At 34.7% G+C, this 23,157-nt stretch carries 20 protein-coding genes and 1 riboswitch; of the genes, 19 read left to right on the top strand and 1 reads right to left on the bottom strand.

Annotated features, from left to right (window positions below; genetic code table 11):
* The first annotated feature begins 18 nt into the window (after positions 1-18).
* From ACPWSR_RS00695 to ACPWSR_RS00625, 15 genes are all read left to right on the top strand, one after another.
* Positions 19-456: a prepilin-type N-terminal cleavage/methylation domain-containing protein gene (locus tag ACPWSR_RS00695; RefSeq protein WP_426349775.1), complete on the top strand. Its 438-nt coding sequence runs from the start codon at positions 19-21 to the stop codon at positions 454-456.
* A gap of 94 nt (positions 457-550) precedes the next feature.
* Positions 551-1,723 carry a pilus assembly protein PilM gene (gene pilM, locus ACPWSR_RS00690; RefSeq protein WP_426349774.1) on the top strand — a complete coding sequence of 391 codons (1,173 nt, stop codon included), beginning with the start codon at positions 551-553 and terminating at the stop codon, positions 1,721-1,723.
* Positions 1,724-1,736: 13 nt separating this feature from the next.
* Positions 1,737-2,303, top strand: a complete 567-nt coding sequence (locus tag ACPWSR_RS00685; protein ID WP_426349773.1) for a PilN domain-containing protein — start codon at positions 1,737-1,739, stop codon at positions 2,301-2,303.
* Positions 2,290-3,516 carry a hypothetical protein gene (locus ACPWSR_RS00680; protein ID WP_426349772.1) on the top strand — a complete coding sequence of 409 codons (1,227 nt, stop codon included), beginning with the start codon at positions 2,290-2,292 and terminating at the stop codon, positions 3,514-3,516. The genes ACPWSR_RS00685 and ACPWSR_RS00680 overlap by 14 nt, the downstream gene beginning before the upstream one ends.
* Complete coding sequence (locus tag ACPWSR_RS00675) at positions 3,494-4,342, top strand: type IV pilus modification PilV family protein (RefSeq protein ID WP_426349771.1); 849 nt, start codon at positions 3,494-3,496, stop codon at positions 4,340-4,342. The genes ACPWSR_RS00680 and ACPWSR_RS00675 overlap by 23 nt, the downstream gene beginning before the upstream one ends.
* A 10-nt stretch (positions 4,343-4,352) precedes the next feature.
* Positions 4,353-6,359 carry a hypothetical protein gene (locus tag ACPWSR_RS00670; RefSeq protein ID WP_426349770.1) on the top strand — a complete coding sequence of 669 codons (2,007 nt, stop codon included), beginning with the start codon at positions 4,353-4,355 and terminating at the stop codon, positions 6,357-6,359.
* Positions 6,341-6,898, top strand: a complete 558-nt coding sequence (locus ACPWSR_RS00665) for a PilW family protein (RefSeq protein WP_426349769.1) — start codon at positions 6,341-6,343, stop codon at positions 6,896-6,898. Before ACPWSR_RS00670 ends, ACPWSR_RS00665 begins: the two co-directional genes overlap by 19 nt.
* A gap of 14 nt (positions 6,899-6,912) precedes the next feature.
* On the top strand, positions 6,913-9,804 hold the full coding sequence (locus ACPWSR_RS00660; RefSeq protein WP_426349768.1) for a VWA domain-containing protein: 2,892 nt from the start codon (positions 6,913-6,915) through the stop codon (positions 9,802-9,804).
* A 267-nt stretch (positions 9,805-10,071) separates the two neighbouring features.
* A riboswitch (purine riboswitch) is annotated at positions 10,072-10,169 on the top strand.
* Between the two features lie 145 nt (positions 10,170-10,314).
* Positions 10,315-11,775, top strand: a complete 1,461-nt coding sequence (guaB, locus tag ACPWSR_RS00655; protein WP_426349767.1) for an IMP dehydrogenase — start codon at positions 10,315-10,317, stop codon at positions 11,773-11,775.
* Between the two features lie 55 nt (positions 11,776-11,830).
* The gene (guaA, locus tag ACPWSR_RS00650) at positions 11,831-13,363 is read left to right on the top strand and encodes a glutamine-hydrolyzing GMP synthase (RefSeq protein ID WP_426349766.1); all 1,533 of its coding nucleotides are present in this window, start codon (positions 11,831-11,833) and stop codon (positions 13,361-13,363) included.
* Positions 13,364-13,505: 142 nt separating this feature from the next.
* Positions 13,506-13,736 carry a PF20097 family protein gene (locus ACPWSR_RS00645; protein WP_426349765.1) on the top strand — a complete coding sequence of 77 codons (231 nt, stop codon included), beginning with the start codon at positions 13,506-13,508 and terminating at the stop codon, positions 13,734-13,736.
* A gap of 98 nt (positions 13,737-13,834) precedes the next feature.
* The gene (locus ACPWSR_RS00640; RefSeq protein WP_426349764.1) at positions 13,835-14,494 is read left to right on the top strand and encodes an SIMPL domain-containing protein; all 660 of its coding nucleotides are present in this window, start codon (positions 13,835-13,837) and stop codon (positions 14,492-14,494) included.
* 24 nt (positions 14,495-14,518) lie between these two features.
* The gene (locus tag ACPWSR_RS00635; protein WP_426349763.1) at positions 14,519-15,091 is read left to right on the top strand and encodes an NADAR family protein; all 573 of its coding nucleotides are present in this window, start codon (positions 14,519-14,521) and stop codon (positions 15,089-15,091) included.
* Between the two features lie 128 nt (positions 15,092-15,219).
* Positions 15,220-16,464, top strand: coding sequence for a hypothetical protein (locus ACPWSR_RS00630; protein WP_426349762.1), 1,245 nt, complete (start codon positions 15,220-15,222; stop codon positions 16,462-16,464).
* Between the two features lie 64 nt (positions 16,465-16,528).
* A complete protein-coding gene (locus ACPWSR_RS00625; protein WP_426349761.1) occupies positions 16,529-17,176 on the top strand; it encodes a hypothetical protein in 648 nt (215 codons plus the stop codon).
* A gap of 374 nt (positions 17,177-17,550) precedes the next feature.
* On the opposite strand, the gene ACPWSR_RS00620 is transcribed toward ACPWSR_RS00625, so the two are convergent.
* Positions 17,551-18,375: a Cof-type HAD-IIB family hydrolase gene (locus tag ACPWSR_RS00620; RefSeq protein WP_426349760.1), complete on the bottom strand. Its 825-nt coding sequence runs from the start codon at positions 18,373-18,375 to the stop codon at positions 17,551-17,553.
* Positions 18,376-18,636: 261 nt separating this feature from the next.
* Here ACPWSR_RS00620 and ACPWSR_RS00615 point away from each other — a divergent pair, with 261 nt between their 5' ends.
* The 4 genes from ACPWSR_RS00615 to ACPWSR_RS00600 all read left to right on the top strand — a co-directional run bounded on the left by ACPWSR_RS00615 (position 18,637) and on the right by ACPWSR_RS00600 (position 22,908).
* Entirely contained in the window at positions 18,637-19,812 is a 1,176-nt protein-coding gene (locus ACPWSR_RS00615; protein WP_426349759.1) for an MFS transporter, read from the top strand.
* A 261-nt stretch (positions 19,813-20,073) separates the two neighbouring features.
* The gene (locus ACPWSR_RS00610) at positions 20,074-20,796 is read left to right on the top strand and encodes a DUF5058 family protein (protein ID WP_426349758.1); all 723 of its coding nucleotides are present in this window, start codon (positions 20,074-20,076) and stop codon (positions 20,794-20,796) included.
* 13 nt (positions 20,797-20,809) lie between these two features.
* Positions 20,810-21,463, top strand: coding sequence for a hypothetical protein (locus ACPWSR_RS00605; RefSeq protein ID WP_426349757.1), 654 nt, complete (start codon positions 20,810-20,812; stop codon positions 21,461-21,463).
* Entirely contained in the window at positions 21,463-22,908 is a 1,446-nt protein-coding gene (locus ACPWSR_RS00600) for a M20/M25/M40 family metallo-hydrolase (protein WP_426349756.1), read from the top strand. The genes ACPWSR_RS00605 and ACPWSR_RS00600 overlap by 1 nt, the downstream gene beginning before the upstream one ends.
* Positions 22,909-23,157: the final 249 nt, after the last annotated feature.

Genomic DNA, 23,157 nt, shown 5'->3' with positions numbered 1-23,157 from the left:
CCCAAGGAGGATAACAAAATGCAAAACGTATTAATAACAAATCAGAAGAAGAAAAGAAAAGGATTTACCCTTATCGAACTTATAATAGTATTAGCGGTTATGGCAATTATTGCTGCTATAGCTATACCGAATTTAGCAGGAGTAAGTAACAATGCTAAGAAAAAAGCAGATATTCAGAGTTGTGAAACTATAAAGAGAACCGCATTAACTTTTGTGGCTACTGGAGATATGGTGGAAGGTATATATACTTTAACACCAGGGACAACAACTACGTTAACCCAAAAAGTTGGAGACAAGACTGAAGGAGTAACAAATACTGATATTGTAAATGCATTTAAAGATGTAAATACACCAGAATATGGTGAAGAAACTTTATACACCATAGATATTGATGATGATGGGGATGTAACTGTTTATACAGGAGACGATGCTGATACAGAAATTATAACAGAATAATAGTTTAGTTTTAATGTAATGCTCCACCCCTAGTGGTGGAGTTTTTCCTAATTAGAAATTTATCCATCAATTACTTCATAAGGATGTGAAGCAGATGACTGTGGCAGAGAAGAAAAAAATCAGTTTGAAGGAGCTTTTGACTACTGATGTGAGTTCGCTGAGAAGTGTTAAGAGCAAAGATATTGAGGTTAAGAAGACTAAGAGTAAGAAGTCAGTATTATTTCCCAAGGAATATTTAGCAATTGATATAGGAAGCAGTAGTATTAAGATGGCTCTGGGGAAGGAAAAGGGGAATAAGCTCTATGTATCCAAGCTTATTGAGGTGGATAATAATAAGAGCTTTATTTCTGATGGAGTTATTGCTGATAAGAGCAAGGTAGGCAATCAGATAATCAATGCTTTGCTGCAGGAAGGGATTAAGAATAAGGAGGTTAATTTTACTGGGAACAGCAGTATTATAATTAACCGTGAGCTTATCATTCCTAAGGCATCTGAGGAGGAGCTTAATACTCTTATTGAATATGAGATACAAAAATATCTTCCTATAAATATGCATGATTATATAATACAGTATGACATATTAGAGGAATTGAAGGTTGATGATATGGACAAGCTTAAGGTGCTGGTGGTTACCTATCCCCATAAGCTAGCCAAGGATTACTATGATTTATCCTTAAAGATAGGGCTGAAGCCTAATGCTCTTGATGTGAGATTTAACTCAGTTAAGAAGCTTCTTCTTAATAATTATACCTTCAATGGAAAAAAGGTTGAAGCTCATGAAACAGTGGCCTTAGTAGATATGGGCGCTGAAAATATTGATGTTTCTATCTTTAAAAATAAAGTCATGGATTTTACAAGAATTATTAAGGTAGGAAGCTCAGCTATAGATACAGAAGGAGCTAAAGCCCTAAGAATACCTGAAAAGGATGTGGAGATGAAAAAACTCTCTATAAGCAAAAATCTTAATAATACTCCTGAGGATGAAGCTATTCAGGGAGTTATTAATCAATTTATTGACACAACTATAGGAGAACTTCAGAGACTCTTTCAGTTCTATAGAAATAAGGCTGTAGGAAATAAGATTGATAAGGTATTTATCTATGGAGGAGGCTCAAGAATTAAGGATCTAGAGTTAAAGCTTTTCGAAGGACTCAATATAAAGGTTATAAAGGTTAGTTCTTTAGATAATGTAGTATTTAAGAATGAACAGGATGTAGTGAATGTAGATTTTTTTATCAATGCCTTAGGGGCATTAATCAGGCTGTAGGAGGAGAAGAACTATGAGGGATTTTAACTTTTTTAAACCCTATCTGGGAGAAGAAAAAGAATCGCAAAATACCAAGAAATTTAAATATGGTCTTCTGCTTCTATTAGCTTTATTTATTTTAGCTACCTTAGGATGGAATACTATAAGCGTTATGAATCTAAACAAAGACATAGATAAGCTTCAAGTAAAACTTGAGGATCCAGAAAGAATTGAGAGATATAAAGAAGCTGAAGTGGTAATAGCAAAGCAGAATCTATTAAAGGAATATGAGGAAAAGTTTCAGGGGATATATACATCCATATATAAAAAAGATGTAATAAATACAAGATTTATAGTTCAGCTATCCTCTACCATTCCTCAAAAGGTATATTTTCAAAATATAAATGCTTCTAATGAAAGCTTAAGCATAAGCGGAGTATCTTCTGATAGAGTGAGCATTGCAGAATTCTTATATAATATATCACAGTGTTCCTTTGTGGAAGAAGCCTCTATAAGCAATATTACTGAAAATGCTGAGGGGGAATACAGCTTCAATATAAGCTGCGTTTTAAAGGAGGGGGAGATAAATGAAGATCAGTAAAAGAGAAAAAAACCTCCTATTATTTTTAGGTGTTTTAATTATATTTTTTGGCTATTATAAATTGATATTTATCAAGCAGAGGGAAGAGGTATCGCAATTAAAGCTCCAGAGGATTGAGCTTACAGATAAGCTAAATACCATTGAAAAGAGCATATCCTCACTAGATAGTCTTAAAACAAAGGCTGAGGAAGCTTCAGAAAGAATATCAATAAAGACAAACAAACTTTATCCATATTTATCACAGAACAATATAATTGTAGAACTGGACAAACTCCTTAGAGAAGCAGGAATCATTGGAAATATGACCTTTGCTATGCCTACCCTTGAAAGCTTACAGGGCTCTGATACGGCTCAAGAAGAAGCCTCTTCCAGTGTTTTAAAGCCTATTGCAGAGGAGTATAAAGGTCTTAATAATACTGAGGATAAGACCTTGGAAAAAACACAAGAAAAAGAAGATGGGTCCTCTTTAGAGGGAGGTTCTGTTGAAAGTCTCAAGGTTAATCTATCCTTCAATGGAAACTATAATAATTATATTAGGTTTATGCAGCTCTTAGAAAACAATTCAAAGAGGATATTCATCAGCAGCTTATCCTTAAGCCAAAATACTCAGGAAGAAGTTGCAGGTACTCTTACCTTAGATTTTTATGCTGTCCCTAAGATTACTGATGAGGATGACTCCTATGGAGAATGGGCCTTTAATAATAGCTATGGAAAAGAAAATCCTTTTACTGGTTCTGCTGTAGCTGCCTTTAAAAATACCATAGAAGAAAGTGCTGTAGAAAAGGAAGAGAGCTATGACTTTGCCATTAGTCTTAAGAGCATTGATTCCGATCTTCCTACCTTTATGCTGGGTAAAGCAAAAGATGCTGCAAAGGCTACTTATGTATATGATGACAGCGAAGGGGTAATTGAAGCAGAGATTGTCTTTACTGAGAAGGAAGGGGCTTATTATTATAAATATAAGACACCTCAAGGAAACTATCCTCTTAAGTATGATGGAGAGGGAATAAAATTTGTACCAAATAGTAATAGCATTATAATTAATGTTTATTCTTCAGAAAGAACAGGAGATAAGGATAGCTCAGCAGCTAATTTGAAGATTATAAATAAGACTGATAAGAGTGTGTTAGTGAATGTGGAGAATGACCCAATAGATACCCCAAGACTCACTGTTACAGGAGATGGTGGTAATGTGGATGTTAAAAGGAATTAATAATAAATTTCAAAACAAAACAACTAAGATAAAAAAAGGCTTAACTTTAATAGAGGTTTTAATAACTTTAGCAATCTTTGCAATCCTGGCAGCTGCCATAGCTGGTATGGTTATGAAGTCTGCAGATATTAATAGAAAAGCTGAGGATAAGCAAAAAGCTATGCTTATAGCACAGGAAATTATGGAAGAAATTAAAGCAGTCTCATCAGAAGAAATTCCATTACTAGCTAACTATAATTTTAAGGATTTCAAAATTGAAAAAATAGATGGAAAGACTGATAGCTTTATTATTACTGGAAATAAGGAAGGTTTTAAAGTAAATGGAAGTATTAAGCCTGTAGAAGAATATAATTATAAGGTAGATGAAAAAGATGAATTTAATTTTGATTTATCTGTTAATGTTTATGAGGAAAATAATATAGGATATATGAAGCTGTCAAGTGGTGATATTATACCAATTGAAAATAACACTATATCTATCACCTCGCTTAATGATGTAATAGAGGTGTCAGAGAAACCTTTTCCACAAGAGAATAAGGAGAGGTCAATCAGAATAGATATAGAAGAAAATGTTGAAGGTACCTATATAATTCAAGCGGAAAATAAACTTCAGGAAGCACTAAAGCTTTATATTTATAAAAGTGGTGCTGAAAATACACAAGTATCCTTGGAAAATATTGGAGGATTAATAAAAAGCTATCATAACCTTTTTATTTCTAATAATCAGATTGATAACAGTAGTAGAGTTTATTCTTTATCTATTAAGGTGGAAAATGAAAAGGGTGAAAGCTATGAAATCTCCAATTATAAATCTGGAATTAGATAGGAGGAAGTATATGAGAAGTAAGGCTAAAAGAGGTTCATCATTAATTTCTCTACTAGTAATTATGTCTATACTTATTATAGTAGCTACTTCAATGCTTTCACTTATATTAGGAGATTTTAAAGCTAGAGTTAATGAAAGTGCAAGGCTAAAAAATCTATACGAGACAGAAAGTGGGCTAGATGAAGCCCTTGCTGTTTTAGGAAGTATTGTTGATAGTTCTATAGATAAAGGTAATGAGGCTGTAGAAGCAGCACTTCCAGATTTATCTGAAGAAGAAAAAAAGAGTAATAAGCTTATAATAAAGCAGAATGAAATATTTCAATCTGCTTATCAGAAAGAGCTTAAATTAAAAATTATAGATATAAGAAATAATAATGATGGACTTATGCCTATAAGTAGGGATAAAGATGCCCCTGAGGTTAATATTATAACTGAAACTGAAAATATACACTTTAACGATCAAGGTAATCTTATTATAAAGCTCCAATCAAAATTTATAACTAAAAATAATCAATCAGAGATCAATGATAGGATTATTACTGCTGACTATAAACTATCAACACCAAAATATTCACATCCATATTCTTATGAAAGTATGAAGGTAAATTTACCAGTTAAAAGCATATGGACTAAGGCTCTTTATGCGGAAGGAAATATTAACATATATGGAAACACTGAAGTTAATGGAGATATTTATACTAGAGGAGCTGTATCAGGAGAGGAAAAAGGACTTATACTAGGAAACTCAGCTGCTTTAAATACAAGGGGAGAAATAATTACAGTACAGGATACAATTTTAAAAGATAATAAGAGTAGTCTTTATATGATTAATGGAAATAGTAATTTATATACTGGTAGCCTTTCTTTAATAGCTTCTGCTAATAATTCTCTTGTGAATATTAAAGGTCAGGTATTTGCTAATAATGATCTAGTTTTAAATTCTTCACGTTCTACTATAAACGTAGATAAGGGATACTTTGGATTTAATGATGTAACAGATAAAAGTACAATTGAAGATAAGAGTAAGAATTCAAGTGCTATAATAATTAACTCTCCAGATATAGGGCTTAAGGAAGGTTCATCAATAAATATTAAGGGAGAGGCTATGTTTTTAGGCACCGCTTACATCAAAAGTAACCCAGAATATCAGACTGGTGAATCCGTTGCGGTAAAGGGTAACTATAGAGCATATTCAAAAGGACTTACTAATGATCAAGACGTAGGGATTGACTCTCTAAATGAAGATAATGTTATTTTTGATTATATTAGTCCATTGCAGCTTGTAGCTAGATTTAAAAATGGTAATCAAAGAGAATTAATAGCAAAGGAGAAGAGTGAGTACTTTATTCTTTATTCACAGCTAGAAGAAAATAGAGCAGCATTAAAATTAGAGGGAATAAGTCTTCCAGAGAATACAGTAAGTACAGGAATAATAATTACTAAGGGTATTGATGGAAAACCGGTCATTAAAGGACACAATTATTCTCCAGGAGTTGGGGTTAATAGGAAAGATGAATATACAGCCAAAATTAACTCTATAAAGAATTTTTCTCAAGAAATCAATTTATCTAAGTTGACGAGAGTATCCAACATAAAGGATAGTGATGAAGGAACTGAAATAATATATATTCACAAGGATAATACCCCCTTAAGAATAGAAGCAGGGTATGGAGGAGGAAGCTCAGATAATAAGCTTACTATTAAAAATGGTAAGGGCACTGGAATAATAATAGCTCCAGGAGATATAGTTATATCTAACGGAATAGAGATTTCTGGAACTATTATTGCTGGAGGAAGTATAACTGTTGAAGGAAATGCTAAAGTTGCATTGCAATATAACTCAGAGTATGTGAAGCGAAGGATTGCAGAAAATCCACAAATATTTGGGGAGCTATTTACTGGTACAGCTTTTGATTATCAACAAATAGAAATAATAAAAAGTATAGATACTGAAAACTTGAGCAATAACTTAAGAAGTAACTATATAAGTACAAATAATTGGAAGATAGTGAAGTAGAGGTGATAGAAATGATTAAAATCACCCATAAAGTTAAAGGCTTTACGCTGATAGAGCTAATTTTAGCTTTAGCGATTATGTCTATAGTAATGCTAATAGTTTTACCATTCTTTTTAAGTAATTATCGAAGCCTTAATGTAACCTCATCAAAATCCCAGCTTCAGCATGATGCTCAAATGATTAATGAATTGATTTCTAAAAAGCTTATGGAGGCTAACAAAATACTTATTGTTGAGGATACAAATGATGTAGATGTAACTGAAAGCATAGAAGAAAAAAGCATTAGTTATATAAAATATCTAAATGGTGAAATGGAAGAAAATACTTTAGAAGTAAAAAGCGATGGATTGTATTATAAAAATCTTAATAATAGTGAAGAAAAGACAGTGAAGGCGCATATTCAAGAGGTGCTAATAGAGCCTATAAATGGTATAGATACTTATTCTAAAACATCAGCTATAAGAATTATTGTTAAATTAAGTGTAGAAGATATAAAATACGAAACCGATAATAATGTTTACTTTAGAAATAAAGATTAATAGGAGGTGAAAGTTTGAAGAAAATAAATAAGACCTTCAGTCGAATAAGCTTTTTTATGGTGGTTATTATTCTTACGGGCTTGTTTGTATTTAATGATAGGGCAAGCTCCGATACTCCTATCGATGATAGTCCTACTCCTGAATTACAAGTTACCCCAAGTCATTCTCAGGTAAATGTTGGGGTAAATGAAGAATTTACTGTAAAGTATACTTTTACTCCAAGTTCTATACCTAAGGATAGCATTAATGTTCAGAACACAAAAGACATAGTCTTGGTTATTGATACATCAGGGAGCATGAAAGAGAATATTAATCAAACATCTATTGAAAATCCACATACAACAACAACGAGGCTACAAGCATTAAAGGATGCTGCAATTAATTTTATAAATAAATTTAAAGATGATAGAAATACTAATATTTCAATTGTAACTTATGACTACAGAGCCGAGATAAAGAAAGAATTAGTTAATAGTAATACAAATAATTCGACTCTCACTACTATTATTAACTCTTTACAATATAATGGTGGAACAAATATAGGTGATGGTATAAGAAAAGCATTAAGTATAATGAAGGATTCTACAGCTGCTAAAAAGTATATTATTTTAATGACAGATGGAGAACCAACAAATTATAGCTATTATATTGAATATGTATTTTTAATAATTCCTATAAGACGTTACTATGAAAATATCGATACCTTAGATAAAAGAGTTAATGCGATTGGTAACTCTAGGAAAGGGTTAGAATATAGTGAGCGGATGGCTCAAAAAATTAAAGACAGATCCCTTAAAAATTATCTTATTGGCTTTAGCAATGGTGTAAATTCGAATAATCTCAATAAAATAGCTGGTAAGTCTGGCGGGGTTTATAAAGAAGCTTTGAATGCCGATGCTTTGAATTCAATATATAATGAAATTGCTGATGAAATAAAAGCAGACTATGTTACAGAGGACATAAGGGTCAATCTTAATATACCTTCTAACCTAAGCTATATAGGAAGCTTAAATAATGTAGAAATAAACGGAAATAAATATACTTTTAAGATTCCTAATATCAAATATACATTAAATTCATCAACTAGGCAGTATGAGGCACAGACTTTTGATATTTCTCTTAGTTTTAAGCCTAGCAAGAGTGGTTCATATATATTTTCAGGAACTAACTGGAATTTTACTTATAAGGATTTAAAAAAGTCAACAATAACAAAGCCAATGCCAATGCTAAATATAAATGTTACGGCACCTAATATGTCATTTGAATTAACAAGGAATATTAAAGACAATACTACTAGGGAAGTTGGGATAAACAAATCTTTTATTATGAATTATAATATAAAGCCTACTGCTATAAATGCCACATATGCTGTAAAGCCAAAGGAAGTAATTCTTGTATTGGATACTTCTAGTACAATGAGTGAAAATCTTCAGGGAGTAAAGGCGAATTCGGAGCAGGAAAAAAAACTCAGTATATTAAAAAATGCTGCAAATAACTTTATTAATCAAATGAATGGTGATTCTAATGTGAAGATTGGTATTGTAAACTTCAATTCTGGTGCAACTGCTATCCCTATAGATGGGAGTGAATACCTTGTTACCAGTAATCAAAAAGATAAATTAAAACAAAAAATTGATAGTCTAAAAGTTGATAATAAGGGTGGTTCTAATATTGGTGATGCTATTAGAAAATCACTATGGTTATTAACTGTTAATAGTCAAAGCAATTCAGAAAAATTCATTGTAGTTATAGGAAACGGAGAAGCTGATTATTATACCTATAAAGTGGGTGAGGAAAACGAGCACTATTCTACCATAGATAATGAGAGCAGTGAAGGTGGGAAAGTAGGTTATTCTTTAGGTAATACATCAGATGACGACGATGATGATGATGTTATTGTAACCAGGGCGACAGAATATGCAAGGGCTATGTCTCAAAGGCTTAGAGGCCAAACTATAATGGTAAATTCATATTTTATTACTTTAGGTGCAAAAGCTGATAATAAGTTATTTACTGATATGGCTAATGATGCCAATGGAATATTCATTGACAATAAAACAGCAGGTTCAGAAGCTTTAGTTACTAATATGAAGAATATTGCAAATGAAGTAAGGTCTGAGTTTATTATTAAGAACCTACAACTTACGGAAAATTTGCCAAAAGGGCTATTATTGTCAAACAATCAAAATACAGCTACATTAAAATTTCCAGACCTAATTTACGTATATAACGATATCACTAAAAAATACGAAGCAAATGAAATTAATGCCGCCCTGGAAATAATAGGAAAGGCATTAGGGAATTATAATCTTACAGGAGACGCAATATTTACTTATAGTGATATAGAAAATGTGGGCAAAACTTTATCATTCAGTCCGTTTAATGTTTCTATAGTTGATGATGTTATATTAAAGCAAGGACTGTTTCAAAATGATCCTACAGAGGGAAAACCGTCAGGAGAAGGTTATTTGTTATATGAAAATTCACAGGTAGATATTGCAGAAGTGTCTTCAGCAAGATTAGCTGCCTTAGTACGAAACTCTGGAGAAGAAACTACATTAAGTATAACTATTAACAGCACTAAGGATCCAGGAATAAATCATATTAAAATTACAGAGAAGGACATTGTAGTTTACAAGGTAGATAGTGATAATAGGCTGCAAAGACTGAACATTAATCCAGCTAATATAGTTATAGATTATGGTGATAATAAGACAATTAATTTAAAAATTAAACTTAGTGAAGGCGATAGATCAAACTATAATTATTATATTATAAACTATAATTTTAGTGCAAAGCTATCTGGGGAACACCCTGGCAATATAAATTGTTCAGCTACCTTAGAAGGGACAAATAAAAGAAGTGATTTCAAGATAAGGGCAGTATCATTACCAGATGTTTTTTAATTGTATATTTTAATTAATATCATTTAGTTTATTACTTACACCAGCTTGTCTGGTGTTTTCTTTTTATTCATTAATATATATTTTATATTTATAAATAACTTGTTTAATTTATCAAAGAAAAATAAATTCCTCACTAAAGAAAGATAAAAGTAAGATTTTTTAATATAAAATTACGAGTTTAATTAAAATAAATTGAAAGAATTTCATGGCTTTTAATTTGCCTGCTGACCTTTGTTGACAAGTCTCCCGTTAACCATTATAATTAACTTTAATTTAATAGATAACGCTCATATATCCCCTGAATATGGCAGGGAGTCTCTACCGAAAACCGTTAATTTTCGACTATGGGTGAAGCTTAATTTTGTCTGGGATTTTTTAAGGCAGTTAGTTTCGCTTATAGTGACTAGCTGTCTTTTTGTATTTTTATAAGGGTTCTATTGAGTTGATAATTAATAAATAAGTGTTTATTTAAGATAACAGAAATAATTATAATTTTGGAGGAGTGAAATAATGGCTTGCATTTTAAAAACTGCCTATACCTTTGATGATGTTCTTTTAATACCAAACAAATCAGAAATATTACCTAGAGAGGTAATGGTAAATACTAATCTTACAAAAACTATAAAGCTTAATATTCCTTTCATGAGCGCCAGTATGGATACTGTAACGGAATCTAAGATGGCTATTGCCATGGCTAGAGAAGGTGGAATAGGAATTATACATAAAAATATGTCTATTGAGCAGCAGGCTCAAGAAGTGGACACTGTAAAGAGACAGGAAAATGGTGTTATAACTAATCCTTTTTCCCTTTCACCAGAACATCCCTTGAAGGATGCTGAGGATCTTATGAGAAAATACAGGATATCTGGAGTACCTATTACTGAGGACGGAAAGCTAGTAGGTATTGTTACAAACAGAGATATGCTCTTTGAAACAGATTATAATAAGCAGATAAAAGATGTTATGACCTCTGAAAATCTCATCACTGCTCCAGTGGGAACTACCATTGAGGAAGCTAAGGAAATATTAAAGAAGCATAAGATAGAAAAGCTTCCACTGGTGGATGATGAAAATAATCTAGTAGGTCTTATAACTATAAAGGATATAGAAAAGACTAAGGCTTATCCAAATGCTGCTAAGGATTCTAAGGGTAGACTTCTCTGCGGAGCAGCTGTAGGAGTTACAGCTGACATGATGGATAGAGTAGAGGCCTTAGTAAATGCTCATGTAGATGTTATTACCTTAGATACAGCTCATGGTCATTCCATGGGGGTTATAGAAGGAGTTAAGAAGATAAAGGCAAAATATCCTGAGCTTCAGATTATAGCAGGTAATATTGCTACTCCAGAAGCAGCAGAGGATCTAATAAAGGCAGGAGCTGATGCTATAAAGGTTGGTATTGGTCCTGGTTCTATCTGTACTACAAGAGTAGTTGCTGGTGTTGGTGTTCCTCAGCTTACAGCAGTTATGGACTGTGTAGAGGTAGGTGAGAAATATGGAATTCCTGTGATAGCTGATGGAGGAATAAAGTACTCAGGAGATGTTGTTAAGGCTTTAGCTGCTGGAGCAAGTGTAGTAATGATGGGCTCACTACTAGCAGGCTGTGAAGAGGCTCCTGGAGCTATAGAAATATATCAAGGAAGAAGCTATAAGGTTTATAGAGGAATGGGTTCCTTAGCAGCCATGGAAAAGGGAAGCACCGATAGATACTTCCAGCAAGGTGCTAAGAAGCTAGTTCCAGAGGGGGTAGAAGGAAGAGTTGCTTATAAGGGCTATCTTGCTGATACAATATTCCAGCTTCTTGGTGGAGTAAGATCCGGTATGGGATACTTAGGCGCTAAGAATTTAAGAACTTTATATGAAACTGCAAGATTTGTAGTTCAGACTTCTGCAGGACTTAAGGAAAGCCATCCACATGATATATACATCACTAAGGAATCACCAAATTATAGTGTGAATACTGGAAATTAAGACTTATAATTATATAGAAAAGTGTTACTTATAGATAACAATCGGGAGGAAATACATGGAGAGAGATTTAGTGCTTGTAGTGGATTTTGGAGGTCAATATAATCAGCTCATAGCTAGAAGAGTAAGAGAGTTAGGGGTATATTGTGAAATTGTTCCTTATAGCTATTCAATAGATAAGATTAAAGAGAAAAATCCTAAAGGTATAATCTTCACCGGTGGACCTAACAGCGTGTATGGAGATGAAGCTCCACAGGTGGATGAGGAGATATTTAATTTAGGGGTTCCTGTACTTGGAATCTGCTACGGCTGTCAGCTTATGTCTCATACCCTTGGTGGTAAGGTTACAGCAGCAGAGGTTAGAGAGTATGGAAAGACTGAAATCAAGCTGAAAAATGAAAGTAAGTTATTCAAGGATTTAAAGGAAGAAGAGCTCTGCTGGATGAGTCATACGGATTTTGTTAAAGATATTCCAAAAGGCTTTAACATAATTGCTAGCACATCTCAATGCCCTGCGGCTGCAATAGAAAATGAGGAAAAGAAGCTTTATGGAGTACAGTTCCATCCAGAGGTTGAGCATACACCCTTTGGCTTTAAAATGATAGAAAACTTCATCTATGGAGTTTGTGGTCTTTCTAAGAACTGGACCATGGCTTCCTTCGCTGAAGAAAAAATTAAAGAGATTAAAGAAAAGGTTGGAGACAAGAAGCTAATCTGTGCTTTATCTGGAGGAGTAGATTCCTCTGTAGCAGCAGTTCTTGTACATAAAGCTGTAGGAGATCAGCTTACCTGTATATTCGTAGACCATGGACTTCTTCGTAAGGATGAGGGAGATCAGGTGGAGCAGATATTTAAGGAAAGATTTCAGATGAATATCATAAGAGTAAATGCTCAGGAAAGATTCCTAGGAAAGCTTGCAGGAGTAGAGGATCCTGAGAAGAAGAGAAAGATAATAGGTGAAGAATTTATTAGAGTTTTCGAAGAAGAGGCTAACAAGCTTCAGGATGTTGACTATCTTGTTCAGGGAACCATATATCCTGACGTAGTGGAAAGTGGAACCTCCACTTCTGCAGTTATAAAGAGCCACCACAATGTAGGAGGACTTCCAGAGGATATGAATCTATCCCTTATAGAACCTTTAAGAGAGCTCTTTAAGGATGAAGTAAGAGCCGTAGGTGAGGAGATTGGAATACCTCATGATCTAGTATGGAGACAGCCATTCCCAGGACCAGGTCTTGCTATCAGAATTCTAGGTGAAGTTACAGAAGAGAAGCTTGAAATCACCAGAGAAGCAGACTTTATCTTCCGTGATGAAATAGCCAAGGCTGGCCTAGAGGGCAAGATATGGCAATACTTTGCTTGTCTTCCAAACATTCGCTCCGTAGGGGTAATGGGAGACGAAAGAACCTACAGCCACACCATAGCCCTAAGAGCCGTAACCAGCTCTGACGGTATGACCTCCAACTGGGCTCACATACCCTTTGAGCTTCTAGAGAAGATAAGCTCAAGAATAGTTAATGAGGTAAAAAATGTTAATAGAGTAGTATATGATATAACTTCAAAGCCACCAGCTACTATTGAGTGGGAATAATATCTGAAATGCTGTAAAGCTGCATAAGGTCATACTTTATGTGGCTTTTTTATGCATATGGTATAATTTCACATAGTGTTTTGATATACTTTATTTATTGAAAGAGTGTGATAAATATGAATTTGTAAGGAAGGAATAGAATATGAAGTGCCCATATTGTGATAAAGACATGAAGTTAGGTCAAATTAAGGCTGATAACGTATTGGCATGGACACCCGATGGTGAATCTGTAATAGGATTTACAAGATGGGCTAGAAGTCGAAACAGTATCCTTTTGGCGAGATGGTATGGTTTTTCCGATGCGTCACTTAATGCTTATTACTGCGATACTTGTAATAAAATTGTAATTGATGTTCCAAAACAAAGAAAATAGAGCATGTATATTATATGGAATAGTCGCTTAGTATGCGACCATTTATGTGTATTGTTGCGGTAGAATAATACCAATAAAACGGAAGGAAGGTAATAAATATGCCGAGAACAATTACAGTAAAAGGTGTTGGAAAGGTTTCTGCAAAACCAGACTATGTGATAATTTCAATGTCCTTGGAAGCAAAGGATAAGGATTACGATAGGGCTATGGCAATAGCATCGGACCAAATGGAACAATTGAATGCTGCTATAGAAAGATTGGGCTTTGAAAAGGGCTCTTTGAAAACAATAAATTTTAATGTTAGCACCAGTTATGAGAGTGTCAAAGAACGAAATGGTAACTACAAGAGCGTGTTCTCTGGTTACCAGTGTTCCCATAGGTTGAAGCTTGCTTTTGATTTTGATACAAAACGCTTAGCTCAGACATTGTCTGCTATCGGAAGCTGTTTGGCAATGCCGGAGCTTAATATAACCTTCACCGTAAAGAATCCAGCAGAGATTAATGATATGCTCTTGAGAGACGCTACAACTAATGCAAAGAAAAAAGCCGAGCTTCTCTGTGAAGCTTCCGGTGTGAATCTTGGTCAACTTCTGACCATTGATTATAATTGGGGGGAACTGAGCGTCATATCAAAAACAAGATTCGAAGCGGAGGATAGCCTTATGCCATTAATGGCTAAGGGTATGTTCGACGCAGATATTGAGCCTGATGATATAGATGTGAATGACACCGCTACCTTTGTTTGGGAAATTATTTGATAGAAGCCTATGGAGGTCTCAATTATGGGAGAAAACTATAAAAAGATACCGCAAGATACTTTGCAAATTATGGACCGTGGTTCTTATATCACCAACGATAAAAGGGAAGAAAGACCTAAGTATGTTTTTTTCTGGCACGAATATGATAAAAACGGATATTTGAGTAATTGGTATGAAAGCCCCTTTGTCATAGATGATTTTAAGTATCGGAATGTTGAGCAATATGTAATGGCACAAAAGGCCAAACTTTTTCACGATGCTGATGGATATACAGCGATTCTTAGAGCAAGTACTCCGAAGGAATGTAAAGCTCTTGGCAAGCTGGTAAAGCCCTTTGATGCTGAACTGTGGGATGCTAATAAGGTGAGAATAATGACTGAGGGTAATCGAGCAAAATTTCAGCAGAATCCAGATCTTATGGAAAAACTTTTGGATACTGGAGAAGCATTGCTTGCTGAGGCAAGTCCATATGACGGTGTTTGGGGAATTAAATTAGCTGCAGAAGATGCTGCTTTAATTTCTCCCTCTGAATGGCCTGGACAAAATCTATTAGGAAGTATTCTTATGGAGTTAAGACTTGAATTTCTTGGCAAATAGAGTCAAAGGCGTCGATTCACAACGACCCGTAAGTCCAAATAAAGAGTCGTTGTGCAATGGTGTCAGTATACCATTGATCATTGAAATGCCGGAGAGATAAATTGTAAGCTCAGTGATATAAAAATAGAGTGAATGAAGGTGTAGTGATGGGTATGAATAAAAATGTGTTTGATTGGCACCTTTGGAATGCAGATAATTATAAAACTTCCATAGAGATAGATAGTGCTATTAAATCCTTCGGTATTAGTGGTAAAACTATAAAAGCGGTGAATGTTATTGGCATGGCGAAGAATATGGAAAAAGAAAGCTATATTCAAAATATGCAACGTACATTGGCTAATGCTGGTGTTTCTTATGAGAACATAAATTCCGGAAGGTATCCATATATCAACGAAACACTGCTACCTTGTGAGGTTTTAATATGTGAACCTGTGATTTTCGTTTTTGAGGATGATACGACATTTGAAATCATGCCCTGGAGAGGTGATGGAATTAAGATGTCAGTGAATCAAATTCCCAGTAATGTTGTTGACGGAACAAACTGCAGTAATTTTAATTCTAATCTATTTTTCCGAAGCCTCATAGGAAAATCTATAGATAGGGTACAATGCCTTGAAAGAACTATTAGAAGTCAAAGCGGATCTTCAACATATAGAGAGGAGCTCAAGAATTATACCTACCAATTCTGGCTTAAGGGCGAATTTGGCTTTTTTATTCGCCAGTCTTATGAGGGGTGGTACTATTTCGGTGTCACATTGCAGAATCATTTCATGGAGCTTGGTAACGCAACTGCAAAAATCACCTACGGTGAAATCAAGGCAGCCTCTTATGATAAAGCTCAAATTACTATTGTTGAAGGCCACGACTCCAGTAGTTATTTCTGGATAATGCCTGTGAAACAAGTTGAGCGTAGTGATGAATACAGATTTGGTGTAGATGAATATCGTCCGGAAGAGATTTCTATTGAAGAAGATGACATTTATGAGTTTCTATATTACTTCCTTGATAAGTATTTCGACTCAGATTTTCCTTATACCTGTCGAGAGTTTTGTGGAAATGACTTTCAATGGAATCTTGAATACAACATATATACCTATGACTCCATAAGGAAAATGATTGTAGATATCAGAGAATACTTGGAGCTACTGCAAAAGGATTTCCATAACCCAAAGCTTGAAACCTTGAAGAAATACTATCGAGCCTATAGTTTTGTTCAGGATTATTTTCATACTAAAGGATTACCTTCCCATGATCAAATCATTAGGGATAATATCAATGTTGCCATCAGCTTTTATGAACGATTCTGCAGACGTATGGAAGCTATGATGGAATATGCACCAGAATATGAATTGATTTCTTTCATGGGACCATAAAAAATTATGATTGTCCTTATAGCTTTCATTTACTTAAAGCTTTAGGAATAAGGAGGATATTACGATGGAAGAAGAGCTCTTTCGCCGGGTGATGGAATATGACTTCTCCTCCATAGAAGAGTGGATTGAACTGGGGAATTCAATTAATATATGCAACGAAAATGGAAACTCACTTTTTGCAGAGTTTTTAAATGGATACTATTCATACGGTGATATTCCTAGTGAAGAAGCAGAACAATTGAATTCCCGTGATCAGTGTGACTATGAATTTTGGGAAAGCTTTGTTTCATTTAGACAACAAACGCCTTTGGAAAGTCGTTCTAGTGGTATTCTTGACCAGATGAATTTCTTTTTCACCAATGGCGCTGACGTTAACCTGTGCAAGCTACAACCAGGTGGTATGGTTGAAACACCGCTATCCATTGCAGTATGTGCTGAAGACTATTACATTACAAAATACCTTTTGGAACATGGTGCAAATCCTAAAGTGAGGCTGTTTGACGAGGATACTCCTGGGAATCAAACGGAACACTGGCTTATTGAGCATATGGATGTAAGAATGATGGATTCTAAAGGTAAGCAATTTGATAATGAGTTAAGAATAGCAGCATTATTAGCAAAACATGGTCTAGATGATTTTGGAGGCTTATGCATATCCATAGATAAAGACACAAGGACAATTATAGGACACAAACTTAAAGTGATGTATTAGCAACAACAAGGTTTTTCAACCTTTAGAACAACAGTAATTCAAACAGTAGGCTGAGAAGTCTATGATGGATTTGTTTTTGATGTAGCTAAATAATAATATATGAAAGACAAAGTAAGGGGAAAAGAGCTAGAAAGTCTTTAATAATAAGGGGTTCTAGCTCTTTTTTGCATAAGGTATGATTGACTCAAGAAACAATTTCTCTATATAATAAATAATCAATAGATTATCAAAATGCGATTCTTCACATAAGTAAAAAATATGAGTAGCCATACGAGCACAGTATGTTTAATTACTTCTGATAAATATATCCAAAAAGCTTTTTCTCCTGAATTATACTTTAAATCTTCAATAATCCTCATATGTATCATTCCTTATTATTTAATTTGGTTAAGGACAAATTTATTAATTACCTCAGCAACTGCACTTTCATTATAGGTTGCTTTAGTTAAATAGTCACAATATTTCTTAATCTCCTCTACAGCATTTTGAACTCCAACTCCTAAGGCTGCAGCTTTTATCATAGATAAATCATTGAAATTATCCCCAATTGCTATTGTTTCTTCCTGCTTAACACCTAAATGCTCTGCTAAGGATAATAACCCTGCTCCTTTGTTTACACCTTTATGATTGAATTCTATATATCTATTAGATGAATAGCTTATATCAATTCCCGTAGTAATTTCTTTTATATCCTTTTCTATTTCCTTAAGATATGAAAAATCAGTATTCATATAAAGGCATTTAACTATTTCTTGTCCTTTTAAAAAATCAATATTATCTTTAAAGATTTCTGTAACCTCCATTCTGCCAGCTAAATAGTCTCTTTCATCCTGAGTGTAATTGTAAGCATACACCTTGTCCTTTGTATAAATATGAATACACACATCATAATTAAGTCCTTTTTTATAAAGTTCTGATGCTAATTCAAATGAAATTCCCTCAAAATGTAGAAACCTGTTTGTACTGTTTTCAGTAATGGCCCCACCATTGTAGGAGATCACATACTCATTTTCTTTTTTATATAAACCTAATTCTTTTAAGGTTTTATCTACTGAATTAAATCCTCTGCCAGTGGCTGGGACAAATTTCACTCCTATTTGAGCTGCTTTTTTTATGGCTTCAACATCTTCTTTTGATACTGATCTATCGTGTCTAATTAATGTTTCGTCTAAGTCACAGGCAATAATTTTATATTTCATAAATACCTCCTTATCTAATTTTTTGTTTAAAGGATTTTTTACCTATTTTTGTTACCTATATTATATCAGAATAATCCTGCAGGTTTTTAAGCATTCTCATAGTTTATTGCTTATTAACTATTGATAATAGTTGTAGGTATTTTATATGAAACTTTACATAATTATAACAACAAAGTATAATTTTAGAGATTAGTAGATTTTAGATTAGAGAGTGAATTTAATAATTTTAGGCTTTATATATAGAAGTGAAGGAGAGATATAATGGTAACAATTCTATTGATAATTACATATATAGCTGCTATAAGCTTAGGAATACCAGATTCTTTGCTTGGAGCAGCATGGCCGGCAATATATCGTCAGTTTGGAGTGTCTGTTTCTTCTGTGAGTTTTATTACAATAGTTATATCTGCCGGTACCGTGACTTCCAGTTTTCTTAGCGGAAAGGTTATTAATAAATTTGGTACAGGGATGGTAACTGCTATGAGTACCAGCTTTACAGCTATTGCACTGCTTGGTTTCTCATTATCAAACAGCTTGATATGGCTATGTCTTTTTGCAGTTCCTCTTGGTATTGGTGCAGGGTCTATTGATTCAGCACTAAATAATTATGTAGCACTCCGTTATAAAGCAACACATATGAGTTTTTTACACTGTTTTTATGGAATAGGCGTTTCCTTAAGTCCTTACTTGATGTCACTGGCTCTCTCAGAAGATTTAAACTGGCGTAGGGGCTACAGGACTGTATTTTTTATTCAGTTAACCATCGCAATTATTACAATCCTTGCTTTACCTTTATGGAATAAGGTACAAGCTATAACAAAGGAAGAAGACAAGCCCAGAGATATTAAGTTTATTGAGCTATTTAAAATGGCTACAGTAAGGGCACAATACGGTATATTCATTGGTTCCTGTGCCATAGAAGCTATTTGTTTGGTATGGGGAAGTACCTTCCTTGTAAATGCAAAAGGTGTACCAGAAGATGAAGCTGCAGGGCTTATTACTGTATATTTTGTGGGGATGGCCATAGGTAGATTCCTATCAGGAGTATTAGCAAATAAATTTTCCTGTTGGGAATTAATTAAGAGTGGGCAGATAATCACTGCTGTAGCAATAATTATATTATTGTTACCCTTACCAGTAGTTTATTCTGCAATAGGGTTGTTTATGGTAGGTCTGGGAAATGGGGCTGTTTTTCCTAATGTTACCCACATGACTCCTGATAACTTTGGTAGGGATATCTCCCAGGCGGTAATAGGCACACAGATGGCTTTTGCCTATCTTAGCATAATGCTTGCCCCACCGTTTTTTGGATTACTTGTAGAAACCTTTAGTATTAAATTATTTCCAGTATTTCTTCTCGCTATGTTTTTTATAATGATAGGTTCAACATACTTTTTAAAAGCTAGATTGAAAAGGGAAGAAAAGATAGTATATTAGTTAAATCATAGCCCATCCTTCAGTGATGGAAAGCACCTATGGTGCTTCTTCCGTCCATTGACTGATGAGGCTTTATTTTCGTGTGATTTTATATTGGGTTCAGTCTTATTCTGTATTTAACAATTATCTATTTACTTAAATTAATTTAGATTTACACCTATCCTGGCCGAATATATAATTAGATGTGGGACACCTTATTGGAAAAAAATATAAAAATTAAAAGCATTATTTTAAAAAGATTAAAATAAGAGGGGGATTGAAATGAGATTTAGCACTAATAGTTTATTTTTATATTGTATTGCTATAGCCGTCATAATTTTTGTACTGGCACAGTCATTATTTTTTCTTGTACGAGCCTACAGACGAGGAAGGGAGCTTGGATTAGATAGCAAAAAGCTGAAGAAGACAATAGTTTCTACAGCGGTTTTTACCCTTGCCCCAGCAGTTTCTATCCTTATTGGAATTGTGACCTTATCGAAGTTTTTGGGAATACCACTTCCCTGGATACGTATGAGTGTTATTGGTGCTCTTACCTATGAGCTACCAGCTGCCACATCTACAGCAAACGCTCTTGGAATATCCTTATCTGAAATCATAACAGATCCAAAGGTTTATTCAGCTATTGCCTGGGTAATGACCCTTGGGATTCTGCCTAGCATAATTTTACCTCCAATTCTTATGAAGAAGATTCAAGGGGGAATGGTGAAGATAAAGAACAAGGACAGTAAATGGGGAGATTTATTTTTAACCTCCATGTTTTTGGGAATGATTTCTGCCTTCTTAGGTATGGTATTTGCTGATGTTAGGGGAGGCCTTAGTGGCTGGATACCTGTTTTGGTACTGTTAGTATCAGCAGGATTAATGGGGATTTGCGGATTGCTGATTAAAAAGTTCAATATGAAGTGGCTCGAAACCTATGCCATGGCAATCAGCATGGTGGGAGCTATGATATTTGCTGTTATTATTACACCAGTACTAGCTTAAGGAGGACAGAAAAATGAGTGAATACATGAAGGAAACGGACCGATACGGGAAGCTTTGGATATGGACTGCAGTGGTGGTGATTATGATGGTACCTGTAGCTATTTGTATCAGGTACAATGCATGGCCGCAGGCTTCCGCTGTGCTTAAAGGACTTTTAGGGGTGGCGCCAATATACTGGACTGTTGGGGTGATAGAAGTTATAACCTACACACCCATGCTGGGAGTGGGAGGCACCTACCTTGCTTTTGTCACCGGTAATCTAACTAGCTTGAAGGCACCCAGTGCTATTACAGCCATGGAAAATATTAATGTAAAGCCTGGTACAGAAGAAGGGGAAGTAATCTCTACTATAGCCATTGCTACCTCCTCCATAGTAACAACCTTGGTACTTGCAGCAGGGGTATTTCTTTTAGCTCTAATAACTCCAATACTAAACTCTCCAGAGCTGACACCAGCCTTTGATAATATTCTTCCAGCACTTTTTGGTGGATTAGCTGTAGTCTATGTGAGTAAGAATTGGAAGCTGGCTGTAGCTCCACTTATATTCATGGTAGTTTTATTTATGGCAGTGCCTTCCTTGGCAAGCTCTGTGGGGGTTCTTGTTCCTGTGGGAGTAGTCATAGCTCTTCTAGCTGCTAGAGTGATGTATAAGAAAGGTTGGGTATAATGACTTCACAAATTATTTTGTCAGTATTTTTAGCAATTATAGCAATATTTATTTTGATAATTTTAATACGTACAATTAGGTTTAGGTCAGAGCCTATGGCTCCTGTAACTGAAGACTCCATAGAACTAGATAATGATAAGATAGTTAAGGATATGGTGGATATGATCCGCTGCAAAACCATTTCTAATAGGGATGAAGAGCTTGTTGATAGAGGAGAGTTTGTTAAGTTTCAAAATCTCCTGGTGGAACGATTTCCTAATATCCATAAAGCCTGTAAGCTGGAGAAGATAGGCAAGACAGGACTATTGTATTATTTACCGGGTAAATCCTCAGAAAAGCCTTCTGTTTGCATGTCTCACTATGATGTGGTTCCTGTAGTGGAGGAGGGGTGGACTAAGCCTGCCTTTGAAGGGATTATTGAAGGGGGATGCATCTGGGGAAGAGGAACCTTAGATACTAAAGGAACTCTCTGTGCTATATTAGAAGCTTTGGAACAGATGCTCCAGGAGGGGTATGTGCCAGAGAATGATTTATACCTTTCCTTTTCTGGAGAAGAAGAAATAGATGGTGAATCCTGTGCAGATATTGTAGCATATTTAGAAGAGAAGGGAATAAAACCAGCTCTTGTTTTAGATGAAGGTGGTGCCGTAGTTGAAAAGGTCTTTCCCGGGGTTAATAAGGAATGTGCCCTCATAGGTATTGGTGAAAAGGGCGGAGTAAACATGAAATTTTCCATGACTTCTGGCGGAGGGCATGCTTCTACGCCTCCTGTCCGTACGATTTTGGGGCAGTTAAGTGAGGCTGTAGTTTCCATAGAAAAGCATCCCTTTAAGAGACAGCTTACCAAGCCTGTAGCTGAGATGTTCGATACCCTAGGAAGAAGCTCTACCTTTTTATATCGCATAATTTTTGCTAACCTCTGGTTATTTGCTCCTGTGCTGGATATGATCTGCAGGAAGGCTGGGGGAGAGTTAAATGCTATGATGAGGACGACGGTAGCTGTTACTAGAATGGAAGGTAGCAAAGCTTACAATGTACTTCCTCCTAAGGCTAGCTTTGGAATCAACATGAGACTTCTAGGGGAGGATACCATTGAATCTGCAATGGAATATCTGAAGAAGGTTATAAATAATGACAAAATAGAAATAGAGGTTATAAATGGTATGAATCCTTCGATTTATTCCGATACCTCCTGCGAGGAATGGGATAAATTAAAGGAAGCTATTCATCAGACCTGGCCTCAAGCTATAATATCTCCTTATCTTATGATGGCCTGCAGCGACTCTAGGCATTACTGCAAAATAACCGATCATGTATATCGATTTTCAGCCATGAGCCTGTCCAAGGAGGAGCGTAGTATGATTCATGGTCATGATGAAAGAATTCCCATAGACACTCTAATAAAAACTGTAGAGTTCTATGTTAGGTTTCTTAGAAATTTATAAGCTTGCCCCAAAAGGTTCAAAGCAAAAGCTGTCTTGTGCTTTGAACCTTTAAAATTTATAAGCTGTTTTTCGTTCCTAGAAATATTCTGTAGATTCATATTTTAGAAGTTATGATGCATTTTATTGATCTTATAGCTCATTATTATTAGTAGGCTCTAATTATAACAATGGAAAAAATTAATAACCCTTTGCTAGGTATATTGATATTATCAATGATATGAATATTTTAGGATTAATAGTATAATTTAG

It is taken from the genome of Alloiococcus sp. CFN-8 (assembly GCF_049943125.1).
Lineage (GTDB): Bacteria > Bacillota > Clostridia > Clostridiales > Clostridiaceae > JAEXZL01.
Note: the sequence above shows the minus strand (reverse complement) of the source record. Positions and strands in the feature narration are given on the sequence as shown.

What these genes read in the sequence shown, in the direction of transcription:
- pilM (WP_426349774.1), top strand. Translation starts at nt 551, where the DNA reads ATGACTGTGGCAGAGAAGAAAAAAATCAGTTTGAAGGAGCTTTTGACT.
- ACPWSR_RS00635 (WP_426349763.1), top strand. Translation starts at nt 14,519, where the DNA reads ATGGGAGAAAACTATAAAAAGATACCGCAAGATACTTTGCAAATTATG.
- ACPWSR_RS00675 (WP_426349771.1), top strand. Translation starts at nt 3,494, where the DNA reads ATGTGGATGTTAAAAGGAATTAATAATAAATTTCAAAACAAAACAACT.
- ACPWSR_RS00695 (WP_426349775.1), top strand. Translation starts at nt 19, where the DNA reads ATGCAAAACGTATTAATAACAAATCAGAAGAAGAAAAGAAAAGGATTT.
- ACPWSR_RS00610 (WP_426349758.1), top strand. Translation starts at nt 20,074, where the DNA reads ATGAGATTTAGCACTAATAGTTTATTTTTATATTGTATTGCTATAGCC.
- ACPWSR_RS00680 (WP_426349772.1), top strand. Translation starts at nt 2,290, where the DNA reads ATGAAGATCAGTAAAAGAGAAAAAAACCTCCTATTATTTTTAGGTGTT.
- ACPWSR_RS00615 (WP_426349759.1), top strand. Translation starts at nt 18,637, where the DNA reads ATGGTAACAATTCTATTGATAATTACATATATAGCTGCTATAAGCTTA.
- guaA (WP_426349766.1), top strand. Translation starts at nt 11,831, where the DNA reads ATGGAGAGAGATTTAGTGCTTGTAGTGGATTTTGGAGGTCAATATAAT.
- guaB (WP_426349767.1), top strand. Translation starts at nt 10,315, where the DNA reads ATGGCTTGCATTTTAAAAACTGCCTATACCTTTGATGATGTTCTTTTA.
- ACPWSR_RS00605 (WP_426349757.1), top strand. Translation starts at nt 20,810, where the DNA reads ATGAGTGAATACATGAAGGAAACGGACCGATACGGGAAGCTTTGGATA.
- ACPWSR_RS00685 (WP_426349773.1), top strand. Translation starts at nt 1,737, where the DNA reads ATGAGGGATTTTAACTTTTTTAAACCCTATCTGGGAGAAGAAAAAGAA.
- ACPWSR_RS00640 (WP_426349764.1), top strand. Translation starts at nt 13,835, where the DNA reads ATGCCGAGAACAATTACAGTAAAAGGTGTTGGAAAGGTTTCTGCAAAA.
- ACPWSR_RS00670 (WP_426349770.1), top strand. Translation starts at nt 4,353, where the DNA reads ATGAGAAGTAAGGCTAAAAGAGGTTCATCATTAATTTCTCTACTAGTA.
- ACPWSR_RS00645 (WP_426349765.1), top strand. Translation starts at nt 13,506, where the DNA reads ATGAAGTGCCCATATTGTGATAAAGACATGAAGTTAGGTCAAATTAAG.
- ACPWSR_RS00620 (WP_426349760.1), bottom strand. Translation starts at nt 18,375, where the DNA reads ATGAAATATAAAATTATTGCCTGTGACTTAGACGAAACATTAATTAGA.
- ACPWSR_RS00625 (WP_426349761.1), top strand. Translation starts at nt 16,529, where the DNA reads ATGGAAGAAGAGCTCTTTCGCCGGGTGATGGAATATGACTTCTCCTCC.
- ACPWSR_RS00600 (WP_426349756.1), top strand. Translation starts at nt 21,463, where the DNA reads ATGACTTCACAAATTATTTTGTCAGTATTTTTAGCAATTATAGCAATA.